Raw genomic sequence first — 17675 nt, forward strand, 5'->3', positions numbered from 1 at the left:
CATGCCGAAAGAGTATAGAACCATTGAGGAGGTCGCAGGGCCTCTGATGCTGGTGCGCGGCGTGGAAAACGTCGCCTATAATGAGCTGGGCGAAATTGAGCTGGCAAGCGGCGAAACCCGCCGCTGCAAGGTGCTGGAAATCGACGGCCAAAACGCTCTGGTGCAGCTGTTTGAAAGCTCTACCGGTATCAACGTGGAATCCAGCAAAGTGCGTTTTTGGGGGCGCAGCATGGAGCTGGGTGTGTCTGAGGATATGCTCTCCCGCGTGTTTGACGGCCTTGGCCGCCCCATCGATGGTGGTCCGGAAATTCTGCCCGACCAGCGCCGCGACATCAACGGCTTGCCGATTAACCCAGCCGCCCGCACCTATCCGGAAGAATTTATTCAAACGGGTGTTTCGGCGATTGACGGCCTGAACACGCTGGTGCGTGGGCAGAAATTGCCGATTTTCTCGGCCTCAGGTTTGCCGCATGCAAACCTGGCAGCACAGATTGCACGCCAGGCAAAAGTACGCGGCACTACCGAGCCATTTGCGGTTGTATTTGCTGCCATGGGTATTACGTTTGAGGAGTCCAACTTTTTCGTCAATTCATTTCGCGAATCCGGCGCGCTGGATCGCACCGTGCTGTTTGTGAACCTTGCAGACGACCCGGCAGTTGAACGTATTGCAACGCCGCGTATGGCGCTGACTGCTGCCGAATACCTTGCGTTTGAAAAGAATATGCACGTGCTGGTCATCCTCACCGATATCACCAACTATGCAGACGCACTGCGTGAGATTTCAGCCGCGCGTAAAGAGGTGCCGGGCCGCCGCGGCTACCCTGGCTATATGTATACCGACCTTGCATCGCTGTACGAACGCGCTGGCCGCCAGAAGGGCAAAAACGGCTCAATCACGATGATTCCGATTTTGACGATGCCCGAGGACGACAAAACCCACCCGATTCCTGATCTGACCGGCTACATTACAGAGGGACAGATTATCCTCTCGCGTGAGCTGTATCGCAAAAACATTGCGCCGCCTATTGACGTGCTGCCCAGCCTTTCGCGACTGAAAGATAAAGGCATCGGCGACGGCAAAACCCGCGCTGACCATTCCGGCACGATGAATCAGCTCTTTGCAGCCTATGCACGCGGCAAAGAGGCAAAAGAGCTGACGGTGGTTTTGGGCGAAGCTGCACTGACCGAAATTGATAAACTGTATGCAAAATTTGCAGACGCTTTTGAAAAAGAATATGTTTCGCAAGGTTACGAAACCAATCGCAGCATTGAAGAAACACTTGACCTTGGGTGGAAGCTGCTCTCTATTTTGCCGCGCAGCGAGCTGAAGCGCATTAAGGACGAAGACCTTGACCGCTATTACGGAAAAACTTGAGCGAAAACGCAAAAGAAAGGGGGCGCAGTGTGAATGGCGACCCATGTGAACCCAACCCGAATGGAACTGACCCGGCTAAAGAAAAAGCTGGTTACCGCCACAAGGGGCCATAAACTGCTCAAAGACAAGCGCGACGAATTGATGCGACAGTTTTTAGAGCTGGTGCGCGAAAATAAAGCCCTGCGCGAAAAGGTAGAAGCCGGCATCGCTTCGGCCAACCGAGATTTTGTGCTTGCGCGTTCTGGTATGAGCGATGAGGCAATGAACACCGCATTGATGGCACCGACGCAGCGGGTCTATCTTGAAGTAGCAACCCGCAACGTCATGAGCGTGGAGATTCCGGAGTACACAGCCCAGCACCGCAGTGCAGATCAGGGGGACCTTTATTCTTACGGTTTTGCTTACACATCCGCAGATTTGGACGACGCAATTGCGTCGATGGCAGGGCTTTTGCCGGATATGCTGCGGCTGGCGCAGGTGGAGAAAAGCTGCCAGCTGATGGCCGCGGAAATTGAGAAAACACGCCGACGCGTAAATGCGCTGGAGCATGTGATGATTCCGGATTTGCAAACCAACATCAAGTTTATTACGATGAAACTGGACGAAAACGAGCGAAGCACGCAGATTCGTTTGATGAAAGTAAAAGACATGATGCTGGAGCAAACGCATCATTACAAAGAGCGCGCCGAAGTTGCAGCCCGTACCCGAATGGAGCAGAGCGGATAAGTTTATAACATCATTAAAAAGGTGGCAGAAATTCTGCTACCTTTTTTGTCACCGTCTTCTTTTTTGGCAGAAGCATTAAGGGCAAAGCTCACTGTGAGGGCAGACGGGAAAAGGAAAAGAGAGGTTAGTCGGCATTAAACACATTGCGACCATCAAAACAGAAATAGTTTACCAGTTAAAAGTGCTAAAGTGCCATGCGCAAAAGAAACTCTCTGTTGGCGCTTTGCATAAAATATCACTAAAATGCAAAAAACATGAAAATATTATCTTGACTTTTACCACAACTTGGAAGAAAATAAGACTAACTTAATTTTCGAGAGAAAGGGGCGGCGAGGGATGAACTTTGTAAATAGCGTTGCAATGAATACGACTTTTTGCTTTGCAGCTTGCGCTGACAAAGCTGCTTCTCGCTGCGCCCAGGTTTGCTCCGCTTCTCGTTTTGCTCTACGCAAGGACACCACTCTGTTGGTGTCCTTTTTTGTTGCAGTTTTGTGCGCTATTCTTGCGCTATCCCTTACCCTAATTAGCCTGCTAGGCCTAATTGCACTACTGCTTATCTGCAATTATTTTCTGCGTCCGGATTATGGAATTCCGCTTTTTTTGTATCCATTGCGCCCAATGGCGTAATTACAGGTATCAAAAAACCGGCTTTGTCCATTTCGGGCAGAGCCGGTTTTTTATTATGCGGCATCGCAATCAGAGCATCTATCAGCAATGAAGCAGTGCTGTATTTATTTTGGGGAGGAAAGTTAGTTATGGAAGTCATCAATTTTGTTTTAGCTGCAAGCCCGATTATTGTGGTGCTCGTCGGTATTTTGGCTTTTAAAAAGCCAGCGATGAAAGTTGCACCGCTTGCACTGGTATGGACGATTGTGCTGGCGTTCACTTGGTTCAACGTGCAGTCGATGAGCTTTACACAGAATGTTGCAACTGTCGATGCACTGCTTTGGAAGGGCATTAAAGAAGGCCTGAAAATTGTGGCCATGGTGTTTGCAGCATTCGTTATTTTAAATACGCTGAAAGCCACAGGGGCCATCGAAGACGTGAAAAACACAGTTGCTAAAATCAGCACCGACCGACGAGTGCAGTTGGTTATCGTTGGCATGATGGTTCCCATCTTTCTTGAGGGTGCCGCAGGCGCTGGTGCACCGGCTGCCATTGCCGCTCCGTTCTTGGTGGCGCTGGGGTTTGAGCCGGTCACGGCCATCGCGGTAGCACTGCTCGGCGATGCAACGCCCTGCTCGTGGGGCGGCGCCGGATTGACAACAATTTCTGGCGGCGCGGCATTGGTGAATGCAGGGATTAGCACAGCGGCAGAAAACTCCGCCATGGTAGGGCGCATTCATATGTTCGGCGTTCTTATTATTCCGTTTTTGATTGTAGCACTTACCTTTGGCCGCAAAGGGTTTCGGGGCATCATACCCTATTTGCTGTATGCGGGCGTAACCACTGGGGGCACCATGTTCTTTCTGTCTAATTTTATTGGGCCGGAAGTTACCTCGATGGGCACAGGATTTATTTCGATTCTGTTTTCAGTGCTTTATGTGAAAGTGGTGCCGATTCGCACACCGGAAGAATACCGTTACGAGTTCCCACAAGGGGTAAAACAAAAGTATAGCTCGGTGCAGGCACTTTCTCCGTACCTTTACATGCTGGTGCTTTTGCCGGTTATTCGGTATACCGTTCCGCTGAAAATTCTTACCACCTTCGGATACATCGTTTGGGTTGATTGTGTGATTTTTCTCTGTGCGGTGCTTGGTGCAGTAACGTTGCGGGTAAGCCGTACAGAGTTTAAAGAAGTATGCCGCCTGACAGGCCGCAATATGGTGCCGGTGCTTGTTACAATGGGCAGCCTGCTGGTGGTATCTTATATCATGCAGTCAGCAGCTACCGGCATGATGGCACTGATTGCACAAAACATTGCGGCTTTTGCAAAGGTGCTTTACCCGGCAGCAGCAGTGCTGATTGGATCTATGGGCTCTTTTATCACAGGTACCGGTTTGGGCTCTAATATTATGTTTGCAGAACTTCATGTTTCGGCAGCTCAGTCGCTGGGGATGAATCCCGTAACGGTATTTGCCGCGCAAAACGCAGGCGCTTCGCTGGGCAACCTTATTTGCCCCAACAACACGGTTGCTGCCTGTGCAACTGTGGGCGAAGTAGGCAAAGAAGCAAAGGTAATGAAAAAAACGCTGCCGGCGTTTGGTGTTTTAATCGCAGTTTACATGGTATTGAGTATGATTTATACACTTGTGGTTTTTGTAGTTTAAAAGCTAGAAAATACAATATTGGACCACACGGTCTAATATTTGAAACGGCACGATGCAGCTTTGAACTTTACAATGTAAACCAGCCAGCGGTGTTCGCGTAGATAAATTAATCAACATAGACGGTAAAGCTGTAAAAAGCTTGGCCGCATAACAGAAAGGAAACAGAAACATGAAAAAGAGAATTGTAGGTATCATCGGGGTAGGCCACGTGGGAGCACATTGCGCTTATGCAATTGCAATTCAGGGCATCGCCGACGAGATTGTTTTAATAGATGCAAATGCGCAAAAAGCCATTAGCGAAAGTCAGGATTTGATGGATAGCTGCATGTACTTTCCGCACCGGGTAGATGTACGCCCCGGAGACTTTGCAGACCTGAAAGACTGCGATGTGATTGTAAACAGCACAGGCAATATCGATATTCTGCGTAACAACCACGACCGTCTGGATGAGATGGATTTTACGATTAAGGCAGTTAGCGGGTATGTGGACAAAATTATGGCATCCGGCTTTGACGGCGTTATCATAAACATCACCAACCCTTGCGATATTGTGACCAGCCAGATTGCAAAGCTTTCGGGATTGCCGCGTGGCAGAGTCTTTGGCACCGGCACTGGGCTGGATACCTCCCGCCTGCGTACCTGCCTTGCTCGTGAGACAGGCGTAGACCATAAATCCATCAACTGCTATATGATGGGCGAGCATGGGGCATCCCAGATGGCACCTTGGTCTGCGGTTTCTTTCGGTGGCCGCTCGCTGGAAGATTGTGCAAAAACTGACCCACGTTTCCAGTTTGACCGCGAGGCTATACGCAAAGAGGCAATTGCCGGCGGATGGGTCACTTTTAGCGGCAAGTTTTGCACCGAATACGGCATTGCCAGTACCTGTGCCCGCATGGTGAATATTGTGCTGCACGATGAAAAACAGATTATGCCGGTTTCAGCAGAGCTGTGTGGAGAATATGGAGAAAAGGATCTTTTTGTAGGTGTGCCTGCTGTGATTGGCGCTAAGGGTGTAGAGCAGGTGGTCGAGCTGCCGATGACAGACGAAGAGTATCAGCAGTTTAAAGGTTGCTGTGCAGATGTGCGCAAAAACATGGAGCACATCAAAGATATCAAATAATTGAAACTGCGATAGAAATAGATAAAAAGCCGCCTTAAAAAAGGCGGCTTTTTATCTTGAGAAAGGAAAGCGTTGTTCGCTATCAATAAAGTGAAAGAGGAACTATTCCAAGACCCAAAAATCAAATGCGTAGTCTTGGGAAATATACGCGTAAGGCAGATAACCATAACCCTTATCGCCCCAATCGGTACCCCAGCTGTTGCGGAATAAAAAGCATTGCTGTGCATCATCATACCCCACCAAAAGGATAGCGTGGCCACCTAGGCGCCGCTCTACTTTCGGGTTTGGCATAGGGATGATGCCGGTTTGCGTGGCAGAAGGGGATTCAAAGCTTTGGTACACGTCAATACCTGCCATTACCGGCTGGTTTTGCAACGCAAGAAAGCGTTTCATTTGAAGAATTTGAGCATCCGGGTCAAGAATGTCAAAACTACGGTAGGCAGAAATGCGATATTTCCGCGCAGTCCAGGTTGCCGAGGCGGGAGGCGGAACTGCAAATCGGTCAATTCGATAAGGCCAAAAAAGTTCCAGGCAAACCCCATAGGCAGCCAATGCTTTGCAGACACTACGCATTGTAGCTCCGGTGTCTTGATTCACGGTGCCTTCTAGTTCGCGCTCTTTATAATATAGGAAAAGCCGCGACAACATGGAATCGATATGGCCAAGCATCATTCGGGCGGCTACCCCGGCGTTTGCCGTGCAGCTGCCAAGACTACCTTGGTCAAAAACCGGCGGGCAAATAGGGCGCAAATCTACTGCTTTTGGCAACTCGCCAATTGTAGGTGCCAACGAAACCTTATAGTCACGCGCGTCCTCGCTCTGTCGAACAAGGTTATAAACTCTCATATCCGGACCTCCTTTATCAAGGTTCTTCTACCAGAGTATATTGAACAGTACGCAAATTGGTGAATAGACTTGCCTGCATAACAGGTGAAACGACACTTTGCCCGTGACCACAATCTTAAAAGCCTGACTTATAAAAAGAAGTACAATTACCTAAGCATGAAGCTGACACTACAAAAACAGGTTAAGTTGAAAATGCAGAAAATCGATTTGAATTTTGCATAAAAATGCGAATTGTAGCAAGATTACTCCCATGATATAATGTCAATACAGACCAATTGACGAGGAAAATAAGAGGTCTTGCTCCCGACTGAAAAAGAGGAATAAGGAGAATTTTATGAGAAAATACCCCGCAACTTTAATGCGCGGTGGCGTTTGCCGTGGATTGATTTTTCGAGAAGAATTTTTGCCTGAAAACACCGAAGAGTGGGACAATATTATTCTGCAGGCGATAGGTGGGCCAGACCCAAAGCAGATGGATGGCGTAGGGGGCGGCGTTTCCTCCAACAGCAAAGCAGTAATTATTTCAAAACCGGAACGGCCCGACGTAGACCTTGCCTATCTTTCAGTTCAAGTGGTGGTAGGAAGCACAAAGGTGGATTATACCTCGAACTGTGGAAATATGTCCGCAGCAGTTGCCCCGTACGCGATTGAAGAAGGCTTGGTAGAGGCCAAAGATCCCGTTACCGAGGTTCGGATGCTGAACCTGAATACTCAAAAAACAGTAGTCTGCTGCGTGTCCACACCAGGCGGTGTGCTGGCACAAGAGGGAGATTTTGTGCTAGAAGGGATTGATGGCACTGCCCCTGCGCTGGAACTTCGGTTTATGGATCCTGCCGGGGCAAAAACCGGGGCATTATTCCCCACAGGCAGTCCGCAAGAGCAGTTGCAGATTGCTGGTTTTGGAACCATTGATGTTACTATTTTGGACGTCTCGAACCCCATGGTGTTAGTGCGCGCAGAAGATGTAGGACTCACCGGTACGGAATTGCCGGAAACACTGGAGGCATGTTCTGACGCCAGTGCATTTTTGGAAGCCATTCGGTGCGCAGTTGCTGTAAAATTAAAAATTGCAAAAGATTTAGACGATGCGTATCATAACTTCTCCGGTGTTCCTAAAATAGGCATTTTTACAACGCCCAAAGGTTACATAGATCTTTCAGGCCGCAAAATTGCAGCGGAAGATATGGACATTTGTGTGAGAATCTGGTCGGTGCGTCAACCACATAAAGCAAGTCCGTTTACCTCCGCCAATGCCACTGCCGTGGCCGGTGTGGTGTCTGGTACACTGCTTGCCGATTCGATTCAGTTAGCACAGAAAGGTGTCGTCAGATTGGGACATCCGAGTGGTGTGATGCAACTCAAACTGAGCGTAGAAGAACAGGCAGTAAATTATGTGGCGCTGGAAACAACAGCACGCCGAATTATGGATGGCACAATTTATATTAAGAATTAATCCGATTTTAAAAAATCGATTACAAAAGTGCAGAATTGGGTAGGTCCTCAGAAGGCCAGCAATCATTAGCGCGGCAAAGAGACGATTATCCGCTTGTGGTTGCTCTGGGGTTTTATTTGAAAAAGTGATATAAAAATAAAGAAAGCTCCGGATTCTGTTTGAAAAGCAGGTCAGGAGCTTTCATGTTGGTAGGATTGCGATTTTAGCAGACTTCCGGGTTGCTTTACAGAAAAAAAGCTTTTTGTTGCCTGGAAGTTATTGTCAAATGCGTTGCTGCCGGCAAAAATTTTTGTCTTTATACACTGAAAAAATGATGCAAGCACTGCATGGCATTTGTGGACGGTGCATTTTACGCTTCACTGAAAGCGCCACTTTTACTATATAACCAATATATACAGAACTTAACACTTGTTTAGGAAGAACTGCGAATAGATTTAAAAAACTTATTGTTAGCCGTAAAAATTAATTTAAAATAAAGAATTGAAAGGCAGAAAACACAGAGAGATTACAAAACATTTTTGATTCCAGAGCAAAGGCTTGGTGATTTTCACGACTTGCCAAACTGACAACTTATGCTGTAAAATTAGATTGTTAGTTAAAAAACAATTTATTAAAAGGGAGATGTAGGATGAATCATGTAACCACTTTGGACGTCACAATTGTTGTATTGTATATGCTGGGGATGCTTGGCGTCGGCATGCATTTTGTGAAACGGGTGAAAAACGGAGGCGACTTTTACGTTGCGGGTAGAAGCCTCGGGCCCGTGGTGCTGGCGGCAACGGTGTGCGCAACCATTATTGGCGGCAGTGCCATGATGGGACGAGGCGGCATCAGCTATACAAGCGGAATGCGGTCGGTTGTTGTGGCAGTGCCCTATCTGCTGGGCATGTTTCTGTTTTCGGCTATCTCGGGCAGAATCCAGAAAGTAGGCCAGGAACGGGGCATTACCTCGATTCCGGAACTGATTGAATACCGCTATGGTAAAAATGTAAAATACTTGCTTGCCGCGCTGATTGGATATACCATGATGGCGACGGTAGCTTCTCAGATATCTGCAACCGCCACTATTTTTAAAATGCTTGGCGGCAATATGGGCATTACTTATGAGATGGGCGCCATATTTGCCACATTGATTTTTATTACCTATACAGCAGCCTCTGGTCTGTTTGGTGTTGTATATACAGATGTTGCACAGTTCTTTATGCTGCTGCTTTTTGTTTATATGATTTTGCCGGTTATGAGTGTTACTCAGGCAGGCGGACTTACCGCTTTGCTGGCGAATACACCGAAAGAGATGTTCCAGATTGAGCTGGACGGCAACCTGATTGGTATGATTGTAACCAACCTGGTATTTACTGTGGCCGGTGCTGAAATGTGGCAGCGTGCTTTTGCGGCGAAAGACCGAAAAACTGCGAGAAAAGGCATGTTCTGGGGCACCAGCGTCTATGCGGTTACGATTCTTATTACACTTACCTTGGGGCTTGCTGCACGTCAGATTTTGCCCAACATTATCGAAGAGTTCGGCACCGCAGATGCAGTTATTCCGGCTATGGTTATTCGTGTTCTGCCCATCGGCATTACTGGCTTAACTCTTGCGGGGCTTCTCTCGGTTATGATGAGCAGCGCAGACAGCTATCTGCTGATTTCCACCCAAACATTTGTGCGCGACATTTGGAAGACGCACAAACCCGACCTTTCGGACAAAAAAGAACTTTCTTACTCCCGCATCATTACTGCGGTTTTGGCGCTGGGAGCGCTCATCATTGCACTTTACATCAAAAATGCTTACGATGCTTTGATGTTTGCCTGGACATTCTATGCGGCATCGGTTGGCTTGCCGGCAGTTGCAGCGTTGTACTGGAAAAAAGCAACCAAGCAGGGCATTGTTTCCAGCGTGCTTACCGGTTTTGCCGTGAGCGTGCTTTGGAAAATGATTGGCGAGCCCGGCGGACTGGGCGCTGCGGTTCCCGGTTCGATTGCCTGCGGCATTGTATTGATTGTAGTAAGCCTTGCTACCTATAAAAAGAACCCTGCACGCATGGCTTAACTTGCGGTTTCATATTGCAAAAGCCGATACAGGGAAAGACTTGAAATAGTTTCACTTACAATATAAACAAAACGCTGCCTGCGGAGAAAATCTGTGGGCAGCGTTTTGCATATTCTTTTGGTTAAGAAGGGGAATGGAATACTTTAGACCCTAATCGTATAGGTAGCAGAGCGACCGTTCGAGTGAGGCTGTCGCTGGCAGCGGTGATTTATAAATGGTTGTGTGAAAACGTACAAATGCAATAAGACCCGCCTCATATGAGGCGGGTCTTATTGCATCAACATGAGTTGATTTTTTGGTGCCGGTGGTCGGGGTCGAACCGACACGGTATCGCTACCACGGGATTTTGAGTCCCGCACGTCTGCCAATTCCATCACACCGGCATGGAATACTTTAATATTATAGCGAATCTCGCGAGTAAAATCAAGAGGCAGAAAAGTTTTTTCAATATTTTTTGCAACTTTTTTAATTAAAGGTCGAAAAAGGTGAAAAATGGTTTTTTTCTTGAGTTTTTCCTCACACGTTAGGCTCTGTTTTTACCTATAAAGGTATTGCACTTTAGAAATTGCAATTGTATAATGAAAGTATCTAAGTGGGTAATTGTGGAGAAAAGTGGGTAGACTCATTTCGCGAGGAAGGAGGCGGCAACGATGCTTACCGGTGAATACAGCCAAAAGATCGATGAAAAAGGCCGTCTTAACTTCCCTGCAAAGTTCCGTGAAGAGATGGGTGAAACCTTTTATGTTACCCGCTGGCTGGACGAATGTTTGATTGCACTGCCGCTTTCTAAATTTGAAGCGGTGCGGGCAAAACTTTCTGAAAGCGGCATGGTGAAAAACCGCGCTCTGAAGAGAATGCTTTATTCTGGTGCAGAACTGGAAAAGCCGGACAAGCAGGGGCGTATTTTGCTGCCTGCTCATCTGCGTGAGCATGCAGGTATCGAAGATACCGCAATCGTCATCGGCGTGGACGACTATGCTGAGATATGGAGCCCCGAACGCTGGAAAGAAATGACCGAAAGTATGCGCGATGGCGCAATGGCTGAGGCAATGGAAGGACTGGATTTTTAAATGAGTGAACCTATCAGTTTTTCTCATGTGTCGGTATTGCTGGCAGAGTGCATTGAGGGACTTGCTATTCAACCGGATGGTATTTACCTGGATGGTACTGCCGGTGGGGCTGGACACTCCAAAGAGATTGCAAAGCGACTGACAACGGGCCGGCTCTATGCACTGGATCAGGATCCCGACGCTGTCGCTGTGGCGACCGAGCGGTTGCAGGGGTTGCCTGCAACTGTAATTCAATCTAATTTTCGTTATGCAGCACAAGCATTAGAGCAAGTGGGCCGTCCTGCACTAAACGGCGTACTGCTTGACCTCGGTGTTTCTTCGCATCAACTGGATGCGCGGGAACGCGGGTTTTCTTATCTAGGCGATGCCCCGCTGGATATGCGCATGAGCCAAACCGGACCGACAGCGGCCGATTTAGTGAACAGCCTTTCGAGAGAAGAGCTGGCTCGCATTTTAAAGGAGTATGGTGAGGAATCGTACTCGTGGCAGATCGCCGGAAAAATCGTAACCGCTCGCGAGAGCGAGCCGATCACAACAACGTCGCGCCTGGCGGAGGTTATCGTTTCTGCCTTCCCACCTGCGGTGCGGCGAAAAGAGAAAAACCCTGCGCGTCGCAGTTTTCAGGCACTCCGTATTGCCGTTAATGGAGAACTGGACGCTTTGTCAGAAGGGCTTGACGCTTTGTTTGATCTGCTCGCTCCGGGCGGGCGGTTTTGCATCATCACATTCCACTCGCTGGAGGACAGGCTGGTAAAACAGCGGTTCCGCAGCTGGTGTACCGCGTGTACCTGCCCGTCAGAGTTTCCCGTTTGCGTTTGCGGCGGTGTGGCAAAGGCAAAGCAGATTACCCGCAAACCAATTGAAGCTGGCGAAGAGGAACTGGCCGTGAACCGACGCTCCCGCTCGGCTAAGCTTCGCATTATAGAAAAAATTTAAACGTTTGCATTTTGCAATACGATAAACAAAGGAGGTGACGCCCCATGCAGGACTTTGCATATGACCTGAGTACTTTTGAAAACCGGGAAGAAAAACAGCCCCGCAACCTACGCGTCGTTGCCAACGAAAATAAATCGAAGCGGAAAAAAGACCTTTCTGGCTTGAAAGTAATTGCTTTGAGCGCCGTGGCTTTATCTCTCAGCTGGGGCGTGCTCTATTCACGTGCACAGGTCACCGAGCTTTCGGCTTCGATTGAGCGAAGCCAAAAAGAGCTGAATGAAGTAAAAAGTGAATACGATTATCTTAGTCTTACCTTAGAGAGTAAAATGAACCTGCAATCGGTAGAGACTACCGCCCGCAACCAACTGGGCTTGATGGAAATGGACCCCAGCCAGGTGACTTACATCACGCTGGAAAACGAGGATAAAGTTGTCAAGCCACAGGGAGAAGTGAAGACTTTGCTGGGCGATTTCCAGAGTGGTTTTATGAATCTGATGGAATACATCGCACCGTAATACATAAGTATGAAAAGAGACGACAAGGCTTGAAAAGACTTTTTTCAAGCCGTGTCTTTTTATAAGGTGCTGACGATTACCCAGCAATTTCCGAAAGGAACGACTCGCCTATGTCCAAAGAGCAAACTCCAAAACCGAATACGACGATAACAATCCGCCGGCGCATCATCATCACAGTTGCTGTAATGGTGCTCGGCGGTTTTGGCCTACTTGGCTATAATCTGGGCTGTTTACAGCTGCGGGATTATGAAGAGCTGCAGGCCAAAGCATCCAAACAACAGATGCGTGCAACGACGATTCCGGCAAACCGCGGCGTTATTTACGACGCCAACATGAAAGTGCTCGCGCAGAGCACGACGGTGTGGAATATTTCGGTTTCTCCGAAAGAGATTCCGGATGAGAAAAAAGAGGCAGTTGCCAAAGGACTTTCTGAGATTTTAGAAGTGGATTATGACGCACTGCTCGAGCGGATGCGAACCAGCAACAGCTATTACGAGAGTGTAAAGAAAAAGGTAGAAAAACCGGCAACCGATGCTGTGCGTGAATGGGTGAGCAGTGCTGACTTACCTGGTGTCAATATTGACCAGGATACCAAGCGCTACTACCCCTATGGCGACTTTGCTTCGACTGTGCTCGGTTTTACCAGCAGCGATAACAAAGGCCTTGCGGGGCTGGAATACTATTATAACGACACCCTTTCCGGCACACCGGGGCGCAGCGTACAGGCAACCAACGCGCTTGGCTACGAGATGCCCTATGCTGAAGAAAGCTACTATGAAGCCAAAGACGGCAACAGTTTGGTATCTACCCTGGACGAAGTAATTCAGCATTCACTGGAAAAGAACCTGCAGCTTGCAGTAAAAACCCATAACGTTTCGCAGCGTGCCATTGGCATTGTGATGGATGTAAACACAGGTGCAATTTTAGGAATGGCAACTGAGGGCGCTTACGATCCCAACGATCCGTTCACAATCTATGATGAGGCACTGCGCGCGCAGGTAGATGCGGTGCAGGATGACCCGGCTACTGCCGATGTAAATGAACACACCGAAGCGCTGGAAAAAGCACGTCAGTTCCAATGGCGTAATAAGGCCGTTAACGACCTTTACGAGCCGGGTTCTGTTTTTAAAACAGTCACCGCGGCAGCGGCACTGGATTCCGGCTCCAGCACGATTAACAGTTCCTTTAGCTGTAGCGGCTCGCTGACCGTTGCCGGTACCCGTATGCGCTGTGCGCACCCGGAAGGCCATGGTTCGCAAACGCTACTGCAATCGTATGTTAACTCCTGTAACCCGGCATTTATCCAAATCGGTACCAAGATGGGTGCGGAGACCTTCTTTTCTTATTTTGAATCGTTTGGTCTGACCCAAAAGACCGGCATTGACCTGCCAGGCGAAGCACAGAGCCAGTTCTATAAAGCAGAAAGCCTTGGCCCGGTGCAGCTTGCCTCCAGCTCGTTTGGCCAGTCCATTAAAATTACCCCGATTCAGATGATTACCGCAGTTTCCACTGCCATCAACGGCGGCCATCTGGTGCAGCCGCATATGGTCAGCAAAATTCTGGACGAAAACGGCAACGTGGTGAAAGATGTTACTCCTGCCTCCAAACGTCAGGTAATCAGCGAAGAAACCTCTGCGCAGATGCGTACCTTGATGGCTGGTGCTGCAGTTAGTAAAACGCAGGTTGCCGGCTATCAGGTCGGTGGTAAATCCGGTACTTCTCAGAAGCTCGACTCCGGCGACCCGGAAGCACGTATTGCTTCGTTCGTGGCCGTCGCGCCGATCAACGACCCCAAGGTCGCTGTACTTATCGTACTGGATGAGCCGCACAGCTACTCGTCTTACGGTGGTATGCTGGCAGCTCCTGTCGCTGGCAAAGTGCTGGGCGATGTGCTGCCCTACATCGGCATTCAGCCTGTTTACAACGAAGAAAATGGCGAGGCACAGGTTACGGCTGGCCTTGGCGACCAGACCGGTGGTTTGCTGGTTGACGTGCAGGCGGCACTGCAAAAGCAGGGCTTCTTCAGCAAGGTAGTCGGCAATGGCACTACCGTGGTGCGGCAGTTCCCGTCCGGTGGCACTTCACTTGCGAAAGGCAGCACCGTCATCCTTTATACCGAGGACGGCGCAGCAGACAGCATGATTACGGTGCCGGATATCATCGGCCGCTCTAACACCGCAGCGTCGCAGGCACTGACCGCGGTGGGGCTAAATATCTTTAAAGAAGGTGTCATTTCTGATGATACCAACATCAAGGCACTCAGCCAAAACGTTGAGCCGGGTACACAAGTGCCGGCGGGCACGGTAGTTACCGTAGTTTTTGGCGATAATACGATTTACGACTAATATTACTGCGCAGCAACAGCAATGCCATAAAAAGAAGGAGGCGCGTTATGCAGCTTACAGAACTGTTTCGCGAGATGCAATATACCGGCACGTTGCCGGAGGGAGAGGCCAGTGTGGTCATCCGGGACTCTCGCAAAATGAAACCGGGAGCGGTGTTTGTCTGCACCAAAGGCGCCCGGTACGACAGCCATGACTACGCCCCTACAGCGCTGGAAGAAGGCGCTGCGCTGGTGGTGACCGAACGCCCACTTGGCCTCGAAAAAGAGGTCGTAGTGCCGGATTCGGTGAAAGCTTATGCGCTTTTATGCCACAACTTTTTTGGGCGCCCAGCAGAAAAACTGCGGTTGGTAGCGGTGACCGGTACCAACGGCAAAACCACCGTTACTTTTGTGCTAAAGCAAATTTTAGAGCGCGCGGGCTACCGCTGCGGGCTGATTGGCACGATACGCAGCGAAGTGGATAAAATGGAGATTCCCGCAAAGTTTACTACCCCGGAGCCGTGGGACCTGGATGCGCTGTTTTCGCGCATGGTAGGTGCTGGCTGCACCTTTGCTTTGCTGGAGGCCAGCAGCCAGGCGCTTGCGCAGCTGCGGCTTTATGGCTTGCAGTTTGAGGTGGGAGCGTTCACCAATCTGACGCAAGACCATCTGGATTACCATAAAACCATGGAGAACTACTACGCGGCAAAGCGCAGTTTGTTTGACCAGACCAAAACGGCGGTCATCAACCTCGATGACCCATATGGTGAGCGGCTGATTAAAGAGATTCCTGAGCAGCAGGTGATTCGCTATTCCACCAGCTTGGATGAGGCGGAGATTACCGCCAAAAACGTAGAACTGCGTGCCGGTGGCGTGCAGTTTGAAATGGTGGGCAGAGATTTTATTCAGCGCGTCAAGTTCCCGATGCCGGGCAGCTATTCTGCCCACAATGCGCTTTGCGCTGGCGGCGCGGCACTTGCCCTTGGCATTGCGCCGGAGATTGTGGCCGAAGGTTTGACCAACAGCAGTGGCGTGCGTGGCCGATGTGAGGTGCTTTATAGCAAAAAATTCACCGTTATCTGTGATTTTGCACACACCGCAGACGGTATTGAAAAGATACTTTCTGGCCTTGCACCGTTTGTGCGGGGACGGCTGTATGTGCTGTTTGGCTGTGCAGGCGAGCGCGACGCGACCAAGCGCCATGCGATGGCACGTGCCTCGCTGAAATACGCCGATGAGATTATTTTGACCTCTGACAATCCGCGCAGCGAGAACCCGTATCATATCCTTGAAGATGCGGAAAGTGTGCTGCGCACCGGCGGGAAACCCTATATTGTGGAAGTGGAGCGCCGCAGGGCAATTACCAAAGCGCTTGCACTGCTGGGTGAGGGCGACCTGCTTGTGCTTTGTGGCAAAGGACATGAAGATTATCAGGCAATCGACGGTGTGACGATTTATCTCGATGAACACCGCATTGTCGCGGATTGGCTGCGCGAAGCGGGCCTTTCCGACGGCAACTGACAAATTCAATAGAAAAGATGTGATATATTTGAAATCACTGTCGCTCAAAACTTTGCTCGCTGGGGTGGCGAAGGTATCCGGAAACGAAATGGTGCAGGCGGTTGTGACCGATTCTCGCGCTGCTGGCCCCGGAACCATATTCGTTGCCATCAAGGGCGAAAGGGTAGACGGGCATGATTATGCCGCGACTGCTCTGGCACAGGGGGCGTTATGCATCGTCGCCGAGCATCCCATTGAAGGCGTACCGGCTGAGAAAACTGCTCTGGTGGAAAACAGCCTGAACGCGATGATCAAAATCGGCGGTAACTACCGTGCGCAGTACCACCCGATGGTGCTGGGTGTGACCGGCAGCGTGGGGAAAACCACCACCAAAGAGTTTTGCGCCGTGGTATTCTCGGCTTTTGGCGAAACACTGAAAACCGAGGGCAACCAGAATAACGAGCTGGGTGTGCCCAACACACTGTTTCGGCTGGATGAAACCACCGAATACGCAGTGGTGGAAATGGGCATGGACCATATGGGGGATTTGCATAAGCTGTCGCTGGCGGCTAAGCCGGATGCGGCTATCATCACCCGCATTGGGGTGTCCCATATTGAACATCTGGGCAGCCGAGAGAATATTTTAAAAGCCAAAATGGAGATTTGCGACGGCATGGCGCCCGGCGGTGTGCTGGTTGTAAACGGGGACGACGACCTGCTCTCAAAAGCAATGGTGTCCAGAGATTTGCGCAAGGTTACCTTTGGCATTGATGATCGGTTTGCACAGGTGACGGCGCAAAATATCGAAAGCAGCACCAAGGGCGAAAAATTTCTGTTGTGTGACAAGCAAAACGGTGAGTTTTCGGTGTTCATTCCGGCGGTCGGACGTCATAATATTTATAATGCGCTGGCGGCTTATACGCTGGCCACCCGGCAGGGGCTGGACCCGGCACGTGCCGCAGCTGCGCTGGAAAACTATCAGACGACCGGGCTGCGCCAGCACCTAGTAGAAAAAAACGGAATGCTGGTTATCGAGGACTGCTACAATGCAAACCCGGATTCGATGCGAGCGGGGCTGGAAGCTTTGGCTGCACTGGCGGCAAAACGTGGCGGCAAACGGGTAGCGGTGCTGGGCGATATGCTTGAGCTTGGCGATATTTCGGAAGCGGCCCATTTGGAGGCTGGTGCCATTGCCGCAGAAAACGGCGTAACACTGCTGGTTACTTATGGCCCTTGGGGTGAGCGCATCGCCGAAGGCGCAAAGGCGGCAGGCGTACCAAATGTATACCACTGCACCGACAAACAAGACGCAGCCCAGCTGCTTGCACAGCAATGCACAGCCGGTGATACCCTGCTGTTTAAAGCCAGCCGGGGCATGAAATTTGAAGAGATCTTTGAGGCGTTTTACAATTTGCTGAAAGACGAATAAACCGTGCACTGAAAATGATGCACAGACCCGCCGGGTGGCCGGCGTGAGAAAAAGGGGAATTTATA

14 protein-coding genes and 1 tRNA gene are annotated in these 17675 nt (G+C 49.9%); 13 read left to right on the plus strand and 2 right to left on the minus strand.

Features of this window, described 5'->3' with window-relative positions:
* Position 1 precedes the first annotated feature (1 nt).
* The 5 genes from C1A11_RS13450 (at position 2) to C1A11_RS13470 (ending at position 5491) form a co-directional block, all read left to right on the plus strand.
* Positions 2-1375: a V-type ATP synthase subunit B gene (locus tag C1A11_RS13450; RefSeq protein ID WP_102050954.1), complete on the plus strand. Its 1374-nt coding sequence runs from the start codon at positions 2-4 to the stop codon at positions 1373-1375.
* A 33-nt stretch (positions 1376-1408) separates the two neighbouring features.
* Positions 1409-2101 carry a V-type ATP synthase subunit D gene (locus tag C1A11_RS13455; RefSeq protein ID WP_102050955.1) on the plus strand — a complete coding sequence of 231 codons (693 nt, stop codon included), beginning with the start codon at positions 1409-1411 and terminating at the stop codon, positions 2099-2101.
* A 336-nt stretch (positions 2102-2437) separates the two neighbouring features.
* Positions 2438-2728 carry a hypothetical protein gene (locus C1A11_RS13460; protein WP_102050956.1) on the plus strand — a complete coding sequence of 97 codons (291 nt, stop codon included), beginning with the start codon at positions 2438-2440 and terminating at the stop codon, positions 2726-2728.
* Positions 2729-2856: 128 nt separating this feature from the next.
* Positions 2857-4371 carry an L-lactate permease gene (locus C1A11_RS13465; RefSeq protein ID WP_102050957.1) on the plus strand — a complete coding sequence of 505 codons (1515 nt, stop codon included), beginning with the start codon at positions 2857-2859 and terminating at the stop codon, positions 4369-4371.
* Between the two features lie 169 nt (positions 4372-4540).
* Complete coding sequence (locus C1A11_RS13470; RefSeq protein ID WP_102050958.1) at positions 4541-5491, plus strand: L-lactate dehydrogenase; 951 nt, start codon at positions 4541-4543, stop codon at positions 5489-5491.
* Between the two features lie 102 nt (positions 5492-5593).
* Here C1A11_RS13470 and C1A11_RS13475 read toward each other — a convergent pair whose 3' ends face one another.
* Positions 5594-6337, minus strand: a complete 744-nt coding sequence (locus C1A11_RS13475) for a C1 family peptidase (protein ID WP_102050959.1) — start codon at positions 6335-6337, stop codon at positions 5594-5596.
* A 334-nt stretch (positions 6338-6671) separates the two neighbouring features.
* Here C1A11_RS13475 and C1A11_RS13480 point away from each other — a divergent pair, with 334 nt between their 5' ends.
* Together C1A11_RS13480 and C1A11_RS13485 are read left to right on the plus strand one after the other, a co-directional pair.
* Positions 6672-7790 (plus strand): PrpF domain-containing protein, encoded by a 1119-nt coding sequence (locus C1A11_RS13480; protein WP_102050960.1) that lies wholly within the window; start codon positions 6672-6674, stop codon positions 7788-7790.
* A 628-nt stretch (positions 7791-8418) separates the two neighbouring features.
* Positions 8419-9837, plus strand: a complete 1419-nt coding sequence (locus tag C1A11_RS13485; protein ID WP_102050961.1) for a sodium:solute symporter family protein — start codon at positions 8419-8421, stop codon at positions 9835-9837.
* Positions 9838-10133: 296 nt separating this feature from the next.
* On the opposite strand, the gene C1A11_RS13490 is transcribed toward C1A11_RS13485, so the two are convergent.
* Positions 10134-10220, minus strand: a tRNA-Leu gene (locus tag C1A11_RS13490).
* A gap of 267 nt (positions 10221-10487) precedes the next feature.
* Between C1A11_RS13490 and mraZ the strand changes: the two genes are divergently transcribed.
* The 6 genes from mraZ to C1A11_RS13520 all read left to right on the plus strand — a co-directional run bounded on the left by mraZ (position 10488) and on the right by C1A11_RS13520 (position 17610).
* Positions 10488-10907 (plus strand): division/cell wall cluster transcriptional repressor MraZ, encoded by a 420-nt coding sequence (gene mraZ / locus C1A11_RS13495; protein WP_102050962.1) that lies wholly within the window; start codon positions 10488-10490, stop codon positions 10905-10907.
* Positions 10908-11843: a 16S rRNA (cytosine(1402)-N(4))-methyltransferase RsmH gene (gene rsmH, locus C1A11_RS13500; protein ID WP_102050963.1), complete on the plus strand. Its 936-nt coding sequence runs from the start codon at positions 10908-10910 to the stop codon at positions 11841-11843.
* Between the two features lie 44 nt (positions 11844-11887).
* On the plus strand, positions 11888-12358 hold the full coding sequence (locus C1A11_RS13505) for a hypothetical protein (protein WP_102050964.1): 471 nt from the start codon (positions 11888-11890) through the stop codon (positions 12356-12358).
* 110 nt (positions 12359-12468) lie between these two features.
* Positions 12469-14703 carry a penicillin-binding transpeptidase domain-containing protein gene (locus tag C1A11_RS13510; RefSeq protein WP_102050965.1) on the plus strand — a complete coding sequence of 745 codons (2235 nt, stop codon included), beginning with the start codon at positions 12469-12471 and terminating at the stop codon, positions 14701-14703.
* A 47-nt stretch (positions 14704-14750) separates the two neighbouring features.
* Positions 14751-16202, plus strand: coding sequence for a UDP-N-acetylmuramoyl-L-alanyl-D-glutamate--2,6-diaminopimelate ligase (locus tag C1A11_RS13515; RefSeq protein ID WP_102050966.1), 1452 nt, complete (start codon positions 14751-14753; stop codon positions 16200-16202).
* Between the two features lie 19 nt (positions 16203-16221).
* Positions 16222-17610: a UDP-N-acetylmuramoyl-tripeptide--D-alanyl-D-alanine ligase gene (locus tag C1A11_RS13520; protein WP_423242028.1), complete on the plus strand. Its 1389-nt coding sequence runs from the start codon at positions 16222-16224 to the stop codon at positions 17608-17610.
* Positions 17611-17675: the final 65 nt, after the last annotated feature.

The sequence above is a fragment of the Pygmaiobacter massiliensis genome (assembly GCF_900199435.1).
Classification (GTDB): Bacteria; Bacillota; Clostridia; order Oscillospirales; family Ruminococcaceae; genus Pygmaiobacter; species Pygmaiobacter massiliensis.